Below are 14,017 nucleotides of genomic sequence, written 5' to 3' on the forward strand. Positions count from 1 at the left end.
GCTCCCACCCCGGCCCGGCCGAGTACCTCGGCGACTCCGCGGACCGTACCGGCTTCGGCGGTCTGGAGGCCGTCGACGAGGTCTCCATGGTCGCGGTGCCCGACCTGATGGCCGCCTACCAGCGCGGCGCCATCGACCTGGAGGCCGTCAAGGCCGTGCAGCTGGGTCTGATCGCGCACTGCGAGCTGATGGGCGACCGCGTCGCCGTCATCGACCCGCCGCCCGGCCTGAACGCCCGTCAGATCCGGGTGTGGCGGCAGGAGACGGCCGGTTACGACTCCAAGTACGCGGCCCTGTACTACCCCTGGATCAAGGCCTTCGACCCCGCGACCGGCCAGGCGCGCATGGTGCCGCCGTCCGGCCACATCGCCGGCATCTGGGCCCGCAGCGACTCCGAGCGCGGTGTGCACAAGGCGCCCGCCAACGAGGTCGTACGCGGCGCCGTGGACCTGGAGTACCAGGTCACCCGGGGTGAGCAGGACCTGCTCAACCCCATCGGCGTCAACTGCATCCGCGCCTTCCCGGGCCGTGGCGTACGGGTGTGGGGCGCGCGCACGATGTCCTCCGACCCGGCGTGGCGCTACCTGAACATCCGCCGGTACTTCAACTACCTCGAGGAGTCCATCCTCATCGGCACCCAGTGGGTGGTGTTCGAGCCGAACGACCACAACCTGTGGGCCCGCATCCGGCGCAACATCTCCGCGTTCCTGGTCAACGAGTGGCGCAGCGGCGCGCTGTTCGGGCAGCGGGCGGAGGACGCGTACTACGTCAAGTGCGACGAGGAGACCAACCCCGCGGAGTCGGTGGACGTCGGCCGGGTCGTCTGCGAGATCGGCATCGCGCCGGTCAAGCCCGCCGAGTTCGTGATCTTCCGCCTGGCCCAGTTCTCCAGCGGCAGCGGGGAGCTGGAGGAATAGGAGCCGGCCCCGAACTCCTCCGGCACCACCCCGTCAACACCCCTAGAAGGACAGCGAATCCATGAGTCTCCAGCCGGGTGACAGCCTCACATCGCACAATTTCGGCCTCCAGATCGACGGTGTCATGGTCGAGTACCTCGCCGAGGTCAGCGGCCTGTCGATGGAGCAGGACGTCATCACGTACACGCAGAACAGCCAGAACGGCCAGAACTCGGTCAAGAACCTGCCGGGTACGAAGAAGAACGGGACCTGCACGGTCGTCCGCGGTATGACCCAGTCCGACTCGTTCACCCAGTGGATCAACGAGTCCATCGCGGGCCAGATGTCCACCGCCCGCAAGAACGCCACCATCATCATGATGGACTACATGAGCAACCCGGTGAAGCGGTACAACCTGCGCAACGCCTGGTGCAGCAAGATCGACGCGAGCACCGTGAAGGCGGGCGAGGCCGCCGCGCTCACCGAGACCGTGACCATCGTGTTCGAAGAACTGGTCATCGAGTAATGCGTCGTTCGGCTGTCAGGGCGGGGGCCGGCAGCACGTTCCCCGGCGCGGACGCGACGGCGCCCGCGCCGGAGCCGCCGTCGGCGGACCCCGGCCCTCCCGCCCCGGGCCAGCAGCCTCACCAGCAACAGCAGTTGCGGACGGAGTTCCCGTTCCAGCTGCCGCGCGGGTACGTCGACGAGCAGGGCACCGTCCACCGGGACGGCACCATGCGCCTGTCGACGGCCCGCGACGAGCTGGTCCCGCTGCGGGACGTGCGTGTGCAGGAGAACCCGGCATACCTGTCGGTGGTGCTGCTCGGCCGGGTCATCACCCGGCTCGGCACGCTGCCGATGGTCCACGACGGGATCGTGGAGAACATGTTCGCCTCCGACCTGGCGTTCCTGCAGGACTTCTACCGCCAGATCAACGCGGAGGGCCACACCCGGGCCGCGGTGCGGTGCCCGCACTGCTCGGAGCCCTTCGAGGTGGAACTCGGCGGGAGCCGCCTGGGGGAATCGTGACGTACGCGACCGACCGGCTGCACGAAGAGATCGCGTACGTCGCCTACCACTTCCACTGGGGCCTCGAAGACATCCTGGACCTGGAACACCACGACCGCCGCCGCTTCACGAGCGAGATCGCGTCCCTGGTGACGCGGCCGGAAGCGGGGGGCTGAGCCGTGGGGTTCCTGGAACGGTGGCGGGGACGTGCCTCGTCCGGGGGGCCTGCGGGTTCCGAGACATCCGACGCGGGCGCGCGGGAGCCCGTCGCCGGTGCGTCCGACGGCGCCAATCCGGCTGCCGGCGAAAGCGGTTCCGAAGCCGGGCGGGCGGCGGTTGCCGGTTGGCCGGGGCTGCCGCCGATGCAGCGTGCCCTCGCCACGCGTACGGCGACGGGCGGCGCCGCGGTCGCGGACGCGGGGTTCTCCGGGCGCCTGCCGACCTGGCAGAACCCGACGTTCCTGAGCACCCGCTCGCACACGGTCCTCGACGGGACGGCCGCCGGCCTGCTCGGCGGCTCACTCGCGGCTTCGGCGGCTCCCCGGCCGGGCCTCGAAGGCCCGGCCTTCGCCCTGCCGTCGGGTTCGGCACCCGGCGCGGGGCCGACGGCGGGGCCGCAGGCACCAACGGTGCGGCGAGTGCCCGTGGTGCCACTGCGGGCGGTTTCGTCGGACGGGTCCGGCGCGAGAGCGACCGTCGCGGCTGGGCCGTGGTCCGGTGGTTCCGCCGGGGCCGGGGCCGGGTCCGGGCGGTCGGGCGGGCAGCCCGGGACGCCGACCGCGGCCGCCAAGGGATCGGGGGCGCCCGTCGTACAGACCTCGCCGGTGACCAACCGGGGTGGCGGCGGGGGCCGGACGGTCCCGGTGGCGCCGCCCGCGGCCCCTACGGCGGCCGCTGTGAATTCCGGGCCGCCCCTGGCGCCGGGCGGCGGAACGGGCGTTCCTGCCCCGCCGGTCGTACCGGTGCAGCGGGTGCCGGCCGCGGCAGCCGGCGCCCCGGTCGCGCGTCCGGCTCGCGGTGTCCAGGTGACGCCGGCGACCGCCGGGATGCCCCGGCCGCCGGCCTTGGTACGGGCTCCGGCCGGGCCGACGACCGCTCGGCCCAGGGTGCTGCCGGCCGTGCCGACGAGCACGACGGTCTCTGGGGCGCGCACCTCGGACGGCGGGGTCGGGGAGGACGGGCCGGCGTCGTCAACGGGTATCGGAACAAAGGGAGTCGGGTCGCCCGGCTCCCCCACCGCGCGTCCCGGTTCCGGCACGACGGGCGCCGCCGGTACGCCGGTGCAGCGGGCGGTCACTCCAACCCGTACCACGCCGGACCCGGGAGGCGAGCGGAACTCCGCCGCCGTTCGGTCCGCAGGGCACTCGGCGGGAACCGGTTCCCTGGGCACCCCCGCCGGGCCTTCGGCACCGTCGACCGGCACGGTTACCGACCAAGCACCGGTCCAGCGCGCGACCATCGGCCCCGGGCGCCCATCGACGCCCGCCGCCGGCTTCGACCGTACGGCGCCCGCCGGGACGACGCCCTCCCGAGACGACGGCAGTACCGCGCCGGTGTCCGGACCCGCCGCCGGCACAGGACAAACGCCGCCCGCCGGAACGACGACCTCCCGAGACGACGGCAGTACCGCGCCGGTGTCCGGACCCGCCGCCGGCACAGGGCATACACCGCCCGCCGGAACGACGACCTCCCGAGACGACGGCAGTACCGCGCCGGTGTCCGGACCCGCCGCCGGCACAGGGCATACACCGCCCGCTTCAACGTCCTTGGCGGTCCAGTCCGTCCCTGCGTCTTCGCGGTCCGGGCCGTCGTCCGCCGACGCCGGACACGCACCGGCGCCGTCCCCGTCCGCGTCGGCCGCCGGTTCCGGTGACAAGCAGCGCACGGAGTCCGCTCCCGCATCGCCCACCGCCGACCGTCCCGCAGCCCCCCGCCGCCCGGCGGCCCGGACGGTTCGGCCTTCGCAGGACACAACTCCGCCCGCCGCTCGGCGTCCGGTCGCGGAGGTGCAGCGGGCCGCGTTGCCCGGCCACGCGAGGACCACCACCCCAGGCGCCGGGACGCCCGCCCACGTCCGGAGTGGTGAGCCCCGTACACAGCTCACCGGCTCCGGCCCGCAGGGCCCGGTTACTCGTACCCAGGCGGCTGAATCCGACCGACAGAGCACCGACTCCCTTACGCCGACCGGCGACTCCCCCGGCCACGAAGCCGATGCCCCCGCAGTGACGCCCTCTCCAAGGCCGACCCCGCGCCACACGGCAGCCCCGACATCCCCCCAGCGGTCCACGACGAACGCCACGAACACCCCACCCCCCGTCCAACGGGCGACGGCGACCTCCGACTCACCAACCCCCGCCGTGACGCCGGCCTCGGCGGCTCGGGCGGACGACTCGGCTCCCTCCCCCGCCCCGGGTCCGTCGTCCCCCGCCTCGACCACGGCGTCTGCCGACCACTCTTCCCCTACCCGGACGGCACCGGGCCCCTCCGAATCCTCCGGCTCCGCCACGCCCCACGACCGGCGAGCGACCATCGCTCCCACCCGCCCCGAGGCGGCTGCGGGCAGGCCGGCTCCTGCCGTAGGCACCGCACTCCCCGTCCAGCGCACCCCCTCGCGGACACCGCCACGGCTGGGCCTCGGCGCGCCGCTGTCGCAGTCCGCCGAGTCCCCGCGGCCGGGCCCCGAGAAGGAAACCGGCACAGGCCGTCGGCCGACCACTGCTCCTGCACCGAGCGCCCAGCAGGGCCAGGCCCGTCCCCCGGCCCCCGTCAGGCCCGCCCCTGCCCGCCGCACCTCCCCCCTCGCCGCTCCCCTCGCCGCCGTACCCGCGGACGCCGTCCGCCTGGCGGACATGCCCGCCGCCCCCACGATCCAGCGCCACGCCGGACCGACGTCCACCGCGGCCCCTTCCCCACTCCCCCCGACAGCCACCGCTTGGGGATGTCCTCGTAGTTGACGCCGACGGCGAAGCCGAGCCCGACGACGCCCGCGCCGACCAGCCGTCGTACGTACCGGCGCATCGCCTCGGGGTCCTCCGCGTCCAGCTTGAGCGCGGTGATCAGCAGCAGCTCGCCGCCCTCCATGTAGGGGACGGGGTCGGCCAGTTCGCTGACATGGGCCCAGCGCACGGGCACGTCGAGGCGGTCCTCGCCCGCGCGCACGGTCAGCTTCAGCGCGGAGTGGTGGACGAGCGAGGCGAGCGTCGGGGGCATGAGGCCTTCACGGTGAGGGAGATCCGGTGAACGAGGTGATCTTTTGGCCGCGGCGTATGAACGACCGATGTCGATTCTGCCTCACCGTACGATCCCCCGCTGGCCCTCCCTCAGCTCCGCAGATCCACCAGCAACGGCGGCGCGTGCTCACCCTGCACGGTCGTCAGCGACAGCACCGCATGCCCCGCGGGCACCCCGTGCGCCAACTCGGACGCGGACCAACGCTCCCGCTCGACCTGGCGGACGGTGACGGCCTCCGTGGTCACCGCCTTGCCGGTCACCAGCTTGCGCAGGGCGTGGATGGCGCGTGTCATCGGCTGGTCCGCGAAAACGGTGTGCCGGGCCACGTCCCGGGTCTCCACCCACTGGGTGCCCCAGGCCTCCGCGAACCTGCTGCCGTCCCACGTGGTGACCCCGGAAAAGGCCATACGACAGCCGGCGGCCGCGTACAGCGGCCCGTGCAGCGCCTCGGGGACGTCGCCGACCGTGCGCAGGGCGAGCACGACGCCCGCGTTGCGGGAGCGTAGGCGCTGGATGCTTCGTATCGAAGCGGTCGTCACGGCTCCGGTGGCGTCGTCCAGGACGAGGCAGGCGAAGTGGTTCCGTTCGCCCGACGCCGCCACGGCGCCGAACTGGGCGAGCACCAGCCGGTTGACGATCCGGGACGCCTCCTCGTGTCCGCGGTCGGGCAGGTCGATACGGACTCGCAGCGGATGGTGTGCGACGGCACGCAGCGAGAAGGGCCGGGCACCGCCGCCGTCCGCGCCGAAGAACTCGGAGAACGCGGGCCGGACCAGCACAGCGAGCCGGTCGGCCAGGACAGGGCCGGGATCGCCCGCGCTGCCCGACTGCCGGGCGCGCGCATCGAGTTCGCGGCGCATCGCGCCGTGACTCTCCTCCGCCAACGCCTCGCGCAGCGCAGCCAGGGCCGAGGGCTCGCCCTCCAGGAGCTCACGCAGTACAGGCAGCGTCGGGAAGCGTCCGTGCGCCACCCGGTACGGGCCGAGAAGCTGGGCCAGCGTGGTGACCGCCCGCTGACCGCTCGTCGCGTCCAGGTCGCCGACGAGCCCCTCCGCCAGGAAGGAGGCCGCCTCGTCCGGGTCGTCGGAGTCCGCGTAGGGGTCGAGGTCGTGCACCGAGGCGGGGTCGCCGAGGCGTACGACGACGTCGTACGCGGCGTCGGGTCCGAGCGGGGTGCCGGCCGCGCAGACGGCGACGACGGCGCACTGTCCGGCGAGCGCCTGCAGGCCGAGGAACTCGGCGACGGGTCGGATCAGGTGACGCGTCTTGCCAGAGCCGGAGGGTCCGACGGCCAGCAGTGAGGTGCCGAGGCTGTCCGGTGCGAGCGCCGCCCCTGCGCCGCCGTAGGCGACCGGGGTGCGGTCCCCGGTCACCCACTGCCCAAGGCGCACCTGCCGCGCGAGCAGGTCGTGCTGGGCGGCTCGGCCTCCCGGCAGGTCGCGAGCGCCGGACGGGTGGGTCCAGGCGGCAGCGCCCTCACGCAGCACCGTGTCGGTGAAGGAGGCGAGCCGGGCCCGGGCGCTGGCCGTGGTCCACATATGGCCGACGCGGACGCAGTCCACGTCGTTCATCCGGCCGGCGTGCACCTCGGCGGCGAGCGCGTCGGCGGCCTGATGCTGACCGGCCTCCCGCAGCTCGGGCCATTGCGACGGCCGCCGGTCGACGACCGGCTGAGCGGCCTGGGCCGTTCCCGCCCGCGCGGCCAGCGCCTCCTTCGCGAGAGGCCACCAGCCGCCGACGCGGGCGAACGGCCACAGCACAAGCAGGGTCACCAGCGCGTACAGCCCGTTCGTGAGCAGCTGCGAGCCGAACACGTCGTAACCGCCGGTGATCAGGACGACGAGGGAGAACACCGGATCGATGATGGGCAAGGCGTCCCAACCGATGCCGGGGAAGGCACTCGGGAACACGAAGGCCAGTGCGATCAGCGCGCCCAGGGCGGCGATCAGTGCCCGGCCGGGCTGCGGGCGGCGGGTGACGACATGCCGGATGATGTCGGGCCAGCTGCCCAGGCGCGCCATGACGTAGACGAGGGTCGCGAAGACCACGCCGTCGGCGACCGTGAGGGCCTCGGCGCCCTGGTAGGTCTTCGGCGTCGTGGTACCGCCCCACCACCAGTCGCCCGGTGTGACCAGCTTGATGACGGCCCACTGGTAGGGAAGGCTGCCGTGCCGCCACAGTGACCACAGAAGCAGGCCTGCAAGCAGCGGGACGACGAAGCCGACGATGGTGACAGGGGCAAGACGCTGCCCCTGATGCGCGGCCTTGGGCCGCCGGTAGCCGTAACGCCAGATGCCGGGCTCGACGGCGGGACGCGGCTCGTCGAGCCAGTCGGCGACGGGCCAGCGCGGATGCGGGGCGCCCGAGGCGTGCGAGGGCGGTACATCCGGCGCGCGTGTCGGCCGTGGCGGCACGGCGACGTCGTGGTGCGGCGGCAGGGGGCCGCTCCGAGGCGCCGCGGGCGTGTCCGTCGGCGCCGTCGGACGTGGCACCGGCGTCGCATGCGTGCCGCGGGTGTCCCGCGTCCCGTCGCTGTCCATCCGCCCTGCCCCCTGACCAGCCGTTCCGTCCACCGTCAGCGAGCCAATCTAACGCCCCGGGAACGGGAGTTCACCGCTTACGCGGCCGCGCGTCCCGAAGAGGGGCGGACGACGCCCCCACCGCCGCAAGACCACCCCCGCCCGACACGGACCGCTGCTCGCACCCCGGTATGTCCACCACGGACAACGGCAACCCCGGACAACGCCCACATGGAGCATGCCCACCCCCCAGCGCCCGTCTTAGCCTGCGAGAAAAGAAGGTAAGCGTCCGTAATACCCCCAGGAGCCCCGCATGACCGCACTTCCGCAGGAGCGCCGCGTCGTCACCGCCATCCCCGGCCCGAAGTCGCAGGAGCTGCAGGCCCGCCGTACGGCCGTGGTCGCCCAGGGCGTGGGCTCCACGCTGCCGGTCTTCGTCACGCGTGCCGGCGGCGGTGTCATCGAGGACGTGGACGGCAACAGCCTGATCGACTTCGGCTCCGGTATCGCCGTGACGAGCGTCGGCGCCTCCGCCGAGGCCGTCGTACGCCGCGCCGGCGCCCAGCTGGCCGACTTCACCCACACCTGTTTCATGGTCACCCCGTACGAGGGCTACGTCGCCGTCGCCGAGGCCCTCGCCGAACTGACCCCGGGCGACCACGCCAAGAAGTCCGCGCTGTTCAACTCCGGCGCCGAGGCCGTCGAGAACGCCGTCAAGATCGCGCGTGCGTACACCAAGCGCCAGGCCGTCGTCGTGTTCGACCACGGCTACCACGGCCGCACCAACCTCACCATGGCGCTGACGGCGAAGAACATGCCGTACAAGCACGGCTTCGGCCCGTTCGCGCCCGAGGTCTACCGCGTTCCGGTCGCCTACGGCTACCGCTGGCCGACCGGCCCGGAGAACGCCGGTCCCGAGGCCGCCAAGCAGGCCATCGACCAGATCACCAAGCAGGTCGGCCCGGACAACGTGGCCGCGATCATCATCGAGCCGGTGCTCGGCGAGGGTGGCTTCATCGAGCCGGCCAAGGGCTTCCTGCCCGCGATCCGCCAGTTCGCCGCCGACAACGGCATCGTCTTCGTCGCGGACGAGATCCAGTCCGGCTTCTGCCGCACCGGCCAGTGGTTCGCGTGCGAGGACGAGGGCATCGTCCCGGACCTGATCACGACCGCCAAGGGCATCGCGGGCGGTCTGCCGCTCGCCGCCGTCACCGGCCGCGCCGAGATCATGGACGCCGCGCACGCGGGCGGCCTCGGCGGCACCTACGGCGGCAACCCCGTCGCCTGCGCCGGTGCGCTCGGCGCCATCGAGACGATGAAGGAGCTGGACCTCAACGCCAAGGCGAAGAACATCGAGGCGGTCATGAAGTCCCGCCTCGTCGCCATGGCCGAGAAGTTCGACATCATCGGTGACATCCGTGGGCGCGGCGCCATGATCGCCATCGAGCTGGTCAAGGACCGCACCACCAAGGAGCCGAACCCGGAGGCCACCGCCGCGCTGGCCAAGGCCTGCCACGCCGAGGGCCTGCTGGTGCTGACCTGCGGCACCTACGGCAACGTGCTGCGCTTCCTGCCCCCGCTGGTCATCGGCGAGGACCTGCTGAACGAGGGCCTCGACATCATCGAGCAGGCCTTCGCACGCATCTGAGCAGCGGGTCCGCACCTCTGACGGGGTCCCTGCGGCAGGCCGTGTGAAGAACGTGTGCGAGGTGGATGACGGGACGCGATTCCGTCTGCCCAAGCGCCCCGGCCTGCCGTAGGTTCTACCCAGATGAGAGATACACCCCGCCCACAGGGAACTGTGGGCGGTTTCAGGCCGGGGCCTCCCCAGCTTCGACCTGGTCGTGCCCTCGCGCACACAACCGGCGCCTGACGCCGGGATCTCCTCACCGATCGGACGGTCGCCGCCCCAAACCCCCCGGGGCGAGCGACGTTCCGATCCGGACGGCCGCCCGGGAACTACCCCCCCTGTTCCGGGGCGGCCGACCTCCTTCTCGACGGAACCTGCCAGTCTGTCCTCCGTGGCTGTGCTCCTGGTTCTGCTCCTCCTCTTCGCGGTGATCACCTGGCAGGTGGTCGCGGGCGGCCCCCTGCTGCGTCTGGACGAACGGCTCAGCCATGCGCTGGTCCACCCGGACCGGTTCTCCGGGCTGCTCTCCGACCTCGGCGACATCCAGGTGGCGGTGCCCGTGCTGGCCCTGACCGCCTGCCTGGTCGCCTGGCGGGCCAGGACCGCCGGGGCGCACCGGTGGTGGCTGCCCCCGGCCGCCGCGGCCGCGCTCATGGCGCTGGTCCCGGCGCTGATCGTGCCGCTGAAGGACTGGACCGCACGCCCGGGCACCCCGGCGGTGCCACCGGGCACCGGCTACTTCCCCTCCGGTCACACCGCCACGGCCGTGGTGGCGTACGGGTCCGCGACCCTGCTGCTCCTGCCCTGGCTGCGCTCGGCGGCCGCCCGGCGGCTGGCGGTGGCGGCCTGCGCCCTAGTCAACCTGGGGGTCGGCTACGGGCTGGTGCGCCACGGATACCACTGGCCGCTGGACGTGGTGGCCAGCTGGTGCCTGTGCGCGGCGCTGCTGGCCACCCTGTCCGTCGTGCTCAGCCGAAGTACGCGTCGAACGTCTTCTGGAACTCCCAGTTCGAGTAGCGGTCCCAGTTCACCGACCACGTCATCAGACCGCGCAGAGACGGCCAGGTTCCATGGGTCGCGTACGAGCCGCAGTTCGTCCTCTTCGTCAGGCAGTCCAGGGTCCTGGTGACCTCGGACGGGGAGACGTAGCCGTTGCCCGCGTTCGTCGACGCGGGCATGCCGATCGCCACCTGGTCCGGGCGCAGCGGCGGGAAGACGTTGTCCGGGTCGCCGGCGACCGGGAAGCCGGTGAGGAGCATGTCGGTCATGGCGATGTGGAAGTCGGCGCCGCCCATGGAGTGGTACTGGTTGTCCAGGCCCATGATCGGGCCCGAGTTGTAGTCCTGGACGTGCAGCAGGGTGAGGTCGTGGCGCAGGGCATGGAGCACTAGGAGGTACGCGCCGCAGCGCGGGTCCTGGCCGCCCCACTTGCCGGTGCCGTAGTACTGGTAGCCGTTCTGCACGAAGAAGGTCTCCGGCGGCATGGTCAGAACGAACGTCGAGCCGTACCGGGCCTTCAGGGTCCTCAGCGCGGAGATGAGGTTGACGATCACGGGGGTGGTGGGGTTCTTGAAGTCCGTGTCGTTCGTGTCCAGGGACAGCGAGTGGCCCTCGAAGTCGATGTCGAGGCCGTCCAGGCCGTAGTCGTCGATGATCTTCGAGACGGAGGAGACGAAGGTGTCCCGCGCGGCCGTGGTCGTCAGCTGGACCTGGCCGTTCTGGCCGCCGATGGAGATCAGCACCTTCTTGCCGGCCGCCTGTCTGGCCTTGACGGCTGCCTTGAAGTCGGCGTCGCTCTCGGCGTTCGGGCAGTCGGTGACCGGGCAGCGGTTGAAGCGGATGTCGCCGGAGGTGGGCGAGGTGGGCTCGCCGAAGGCCAGGTCGATGACGTCCCAGCTGTCGGGTACGTCGGCGAGGCGGGTGTAGCCGGAGCCGTTGGCGAAGCTCGCGTGGAGGTAGCCGACGAGGGCGTGGGCGGGCAGGCCGGCCGAGCCGCCGCCGGTGCCCGTGCCCGGGGCGGTCGTCGCGGTCACGGCGGCGGACTTCGCGGACTCGCCGGTGTCGTCGACCGCCGTGACCTGGAAGCTGTACGCCGTCGAGGCGGTGAGGCCGGTGACGGTCACCGAGGTGCCGGTCACCGTCTGGACCTTGGCTCCGTCGCGGTAGACCGCGTAACCCGTGGCGCCGGTGACCGCCGACCAGGACAGGCCGACCGAGGAGGAGGTGACGGATCCGGCCGTCAGTCCGGTGGGCGCGGCGGGGGGCTGTCCGGTGGTGCCGCCGCCCGGGCCGACGAGCGAGACGTCGTCGGCGTAGTAGGTGCCGGTGCCGTACCAGCCGTGCGTGTAGAGGGTCACCTTGGTGGTGGCGGCGCCGGTGGTGAAGGTGGTGGTCAGCTTCTGCCAGTCGGGTGCGGACTGGGTCCAGGTGGAGACGTCGGTGGTGCCGGTGCCGGTCACGCCGAGGTAGACGTAGGAGTCGCGGACGTAGCCGGACAGGGTGTACCGCGCGTTCGGCTGGACGGCCACCGTCTGGGCGCACTGGGCGTCGTCGTTGCCGGCCGGGGTCGCCTGCAGCGCGGAACTCCCGCTGTGCACGGGCGAGTTCACCGTCGTACCGGCGGTGCAGCTCCAGCCGGTCAGGCCGGACTCGAAACCGCCGTCGACCACCACGTCCGCGAAGGCGAGGCCGGCGCACCGCGCCTGGTCCGCGCCGCCTCCCCGGCGACGGAGGACCCCGCCACCGGCCCCGCGGACATTGCCGCCGCCGGGAGCGCTGCCTCAGGCTTCGGCACCGTGCTGCTCACCGGCGCCTCCGGCGCGCTGGGCAAGACCCTCGCCCGGCACCTGGTGACCGGACACGGCGTGCGCCGGCTGCTGCTGGTCGGCCGCCGCGGCGCGGACGCCCCCGGCGCCGCGGACCTGAAGGCCGAACTCGGGGCGCTCGGCGCCGAAGCGACGTGGGCCGCCTGCGATCTCGCCGACCGCGACGCCGTCGCCCGGCTGCTGGCCGCCACCCCGGTCGACTCCGTGGTGCACACCGCCGGGGTGCTCGACGACGGCGTGATCGCCGCGCTGACTCCGGAGCGCGTGGGCGCCGTCCTCGCGCCCAAGGCCGACGCCGTGCTCAACCTGCACGAACTCACCGGCCAGAGCACGAGGTTCGTGCTGTTCTCCTCCGCCGCGGGCGCCTTCGGCAACCCCGGCCAGGGCAACTACGCCGCGGCGAACGCCTTCCTCGACGCCTTCGCCCGGCACCGCCGGGCCCAGGGACGCCCCACGGTCTCCCTGGCGTGGGGCCTGTGGGCGCAGGAGGGCGCCATGGCCGACGCCCTCGACGAGGCGGGCAGGTCGCGGATGGCGCGCTCCGGCGTCCTGCCGCTGTCCACCGAGGAGGGCCTGCGGCTGTTCGACGCGGCGCTCGTCTCGGACGAGCCCGTGCTCGCACCGCTCCGCCTCGACACCGCCGCCCTGCGGAACCGGTCGGCGGGAACCGTACCGGCCCTGCTGCGCGGACTCGTCCGCGTCTCCCCGCGCGGCACCGCCCGGCGCGCCGCCACCGGGTCCCTGGTCGAACGCCTCGCCGGACTGCCCGGCGAGGAGCGTGACGAGGCCCTCCTGGAACTGGTCCGGGCCGAGGCCGCCGCCGTGCTCGGGCACGCCTCGCCCCGGGCCGTCCAGCCCGCGCACGCCTTCCAGGACCTGGGCTTCGACTCGCTGACGGCCGTGGAGCTGCGCAACCGGCTGACCACCGCCACCGGTCTGCGGCTGCCCGCCACCCTCGTCTTCGACCACCCCACCCCCGCCGCCCTCGCCCGGCACATCGGCGCCGAACTCCTCGGCGAGGCCCCGGCCGCCACGGCCGCGACCGCGGCGCGGCCGACCGCGGCCGCCGCCGACGAACCGATCGCCATCGTCGGCATGAGCTGCCGTCTCCCGGGCGGGGTGCGCTCGCCGGAGGACCTGTGGCGGCTGGTGGCCTCCGGCCGGGACGGCATCTCCCGGTTCCCGGACAACCGCGGCTGGGACGTCGACGGGCTCTACGACCCCGACCCCGAGAGCCTCGGCAAGACCTACGCGCGCGACGGCGGCTTCCTGCACGAGGCGGCCGAGTTCGACGCCGGCTTCTTCGGCATCAGCCCCCGCGAGGCCGCCGCGATCGACCCTCAGCAGCGGCTGGTCCTGGAGACCGCGTGGGAGGCCTTCGAGCGGGCCGGCATCGACCCGGCCACGCTGCGCGGGAGCCGGGTGGGCGTGTTCATCGGCGCGACGGCACAGGACTACGGCCCCCGGCTGCACGAGCCCGTCGACGGCATCGAGGGCTACCTGCTGACCGGCACGACGACCAGCGTCGCCTCGGGCCGCGTGGCCTACTCCTTCGGCCTCGAAGGCCCGGCGGTCACGGTGGACACGGCCTGCTCGTCGTCCCTGGTCGCCCTGCACCTGGCCGTCCAGTCGCTGCGGAGCGGCGAGTGCACGACGGCCCTGGCCGGCGGCGTCACCGTGATGTCCACGCCCGGCATGTTCGTGGAGTTCAGCCGTCAGCGTGGCCTGTCGGCGGACGGCCGGTGCAAGGCGTTCGGCGCCGGGGCGGACGGTACGGGCTGGGCCGAGGGCGTCGGCATGCTCCTGGTGGAGCGGCTCAGCGACGCCCGGCGCAACGGCCACCAGGTGCTGGCCGTCGTACGGGGCAGCGCGGTCAGAGATGATGCAGGCACCGATCGGGGAGTAGCC

At 73.2% G+C, this 14,017-nt stretch carries 7 protein-coding genes and 3 pseudogenes; 7 read left to right on the top strand and 3 right to left on the bottom strand.

Translation table 11 applies throughout. The annotated features are described in order from the left end of the window. From ACWEN3_RS25840 to ACWEN3_RS25855, 4 genes are all read left to right on the top strand, one after another. The coding region (locus ACWEN3_RS25840) for a phage tail sheath family protein (RefSeq protein WP_452975444.1) at positions 1-917 on the top strand (917 nt) is incomplete at its 5' end. A gap of 61 nt (positions 918-978) precedes the next feature. Continuing rightward, complete coding sequence (locus ACWEN3_RS25845) at positions 979-1,422, top strand: phage tail protein (RefSeq protein WP_452975447.1); 444 nt, start codon at positions 979-981, stop codon at positions 1,420-1,422. Then, positions 1,422-1,925, top strand: a complete 504-nt coding sequence (locus ACWEN3_RS25850) for a hypothetical protein (RefSeq protein ID WP_452975449.1) — start codon at positions 1,422-1,424, stop codon at positions 1,923-1,925. Before ACWEN3_RS25845 ends, ACWEN3_RS25850 begins: the two co-directional genes overlap by 1 nt. After that, entirely contained in the window at positions 1,922-2,080 is a 159-nt protein-coding gene (locus ACWEN3_RS25855) for a DUF6760 family protein (protein ID WP_452975452.1), read from the top strand. Before ACWEN3_RS25850 ends, ACWEN3_RS25855 begins: the two co-directional genes overlap by 4 nt. Positions 2,081-4,835: 2,755 nt before the next feature. Here ACWEN3_RS25855 and ACWEN3_RS25860 read toward each other — a convergent pair. Continuing rightward, positions 4,836-5,114, bottom strand: a pseudogene (locus tag ACWEN3_RS25860) (PucR family transcriptional regulator ligand-binding domain-containing protein); the annotation flags it as partial. A 110-nt stretch (positions 5,115-5,224) separates the two neighbouring features. Further along, positions 5,225-7,675, bottom strand: a complete 2,451-nt coding sequence (locus ACWEN3_RS25865) for an ATP/GTP-binding protein (protein WP_452975455.1) — start codon at positions 7,673-7,675, stop codon at positions 5,225-5,227. A gap of 292 nt (positions 7,676-7,967) precedes the next feature. Here ACWEN3_RS25865 and gabT point away from each other — a divergent pair, with 292 nt between their 5' ends. Next, positions 7,968-9,302: a 4-aminobutyrate--2-oxoglutarate transaminase gene (gene gabT / locus ACWEN3_RS25870; protein WP_452975457.1), complete on the top strand. Its 1,335-nt coding sequence runs from the start codon at positions 7,968-7,970 to the stop codon at positions 9,300-9,302. 373 nt (positions 9,303-9,675) lie between these two features. Beyond that, a pseudogene (locus tag ACWEN3_RS25875) lies at positions 9,676-10,311 on the top strand (phosphatase PAP2 family protein); the annotation flags it as partial. Here ACWEN3_RS25875 and ACWEN3_RS25880 read toward each other — a convergent pair. After that, positions 10,253-11,956: a chitinase gene (locus tag ACWEN3_RS25880; protein ID WP_452975460.1), complete on the bottom strand. Its 1,704-nt coding sequence runs from the start codon at positions 11,954-11,956 to the stop codon at positions 10,253-10,255. The pseudogene ACWEN3_RS25875 and the gene ACWEN3_RS25880 sit on opposite strands and share 59 nt — an antisense overlap. Here ACWEN3_RS25880 and ACWEN3_RS25885 point away from each other — a divergent pair. Further along, a pseudogene (locus tag ACWEN3_RS25885) lies at positions 11,957-14,017 on the top strand (type I polyketide synthase); the annotation flags it as partial.

It is taken from the genome of Streptomyces sp. NPDC004561, from assembly GCF_053602155.1.

Coding starts and splice junctions, on each gene's coding strand:
- ACWEN3_RS25845 (WP_452975447.1), top strand. CDS start 979: ATGAGTCTCCAGCCGGGTGACAGCCTCACATCGCACAATTTCGGCCTC.
- gabT (WP_452975457.1), top strand. CDS start 7,968: ATGACCGCACTTCCGCAGGAGCGCCGCGTCGTCACCGCCATCCCCGGC.
- ACWEN3_RS25865 (WP_452975455.1), bottom strand. CDS start 7,675: ATGGACAGCGACGGGACGCGGGACACCCGCGGCACGCATGCGACGCCG.
- ACWEN3_RS25850 (WP_452975449.1), top strand. CDS start 1,422: ATGCGTCGTTCGGCTGTCAGGGCGGGGGCCGGCAGCACGTTCCCCGGC.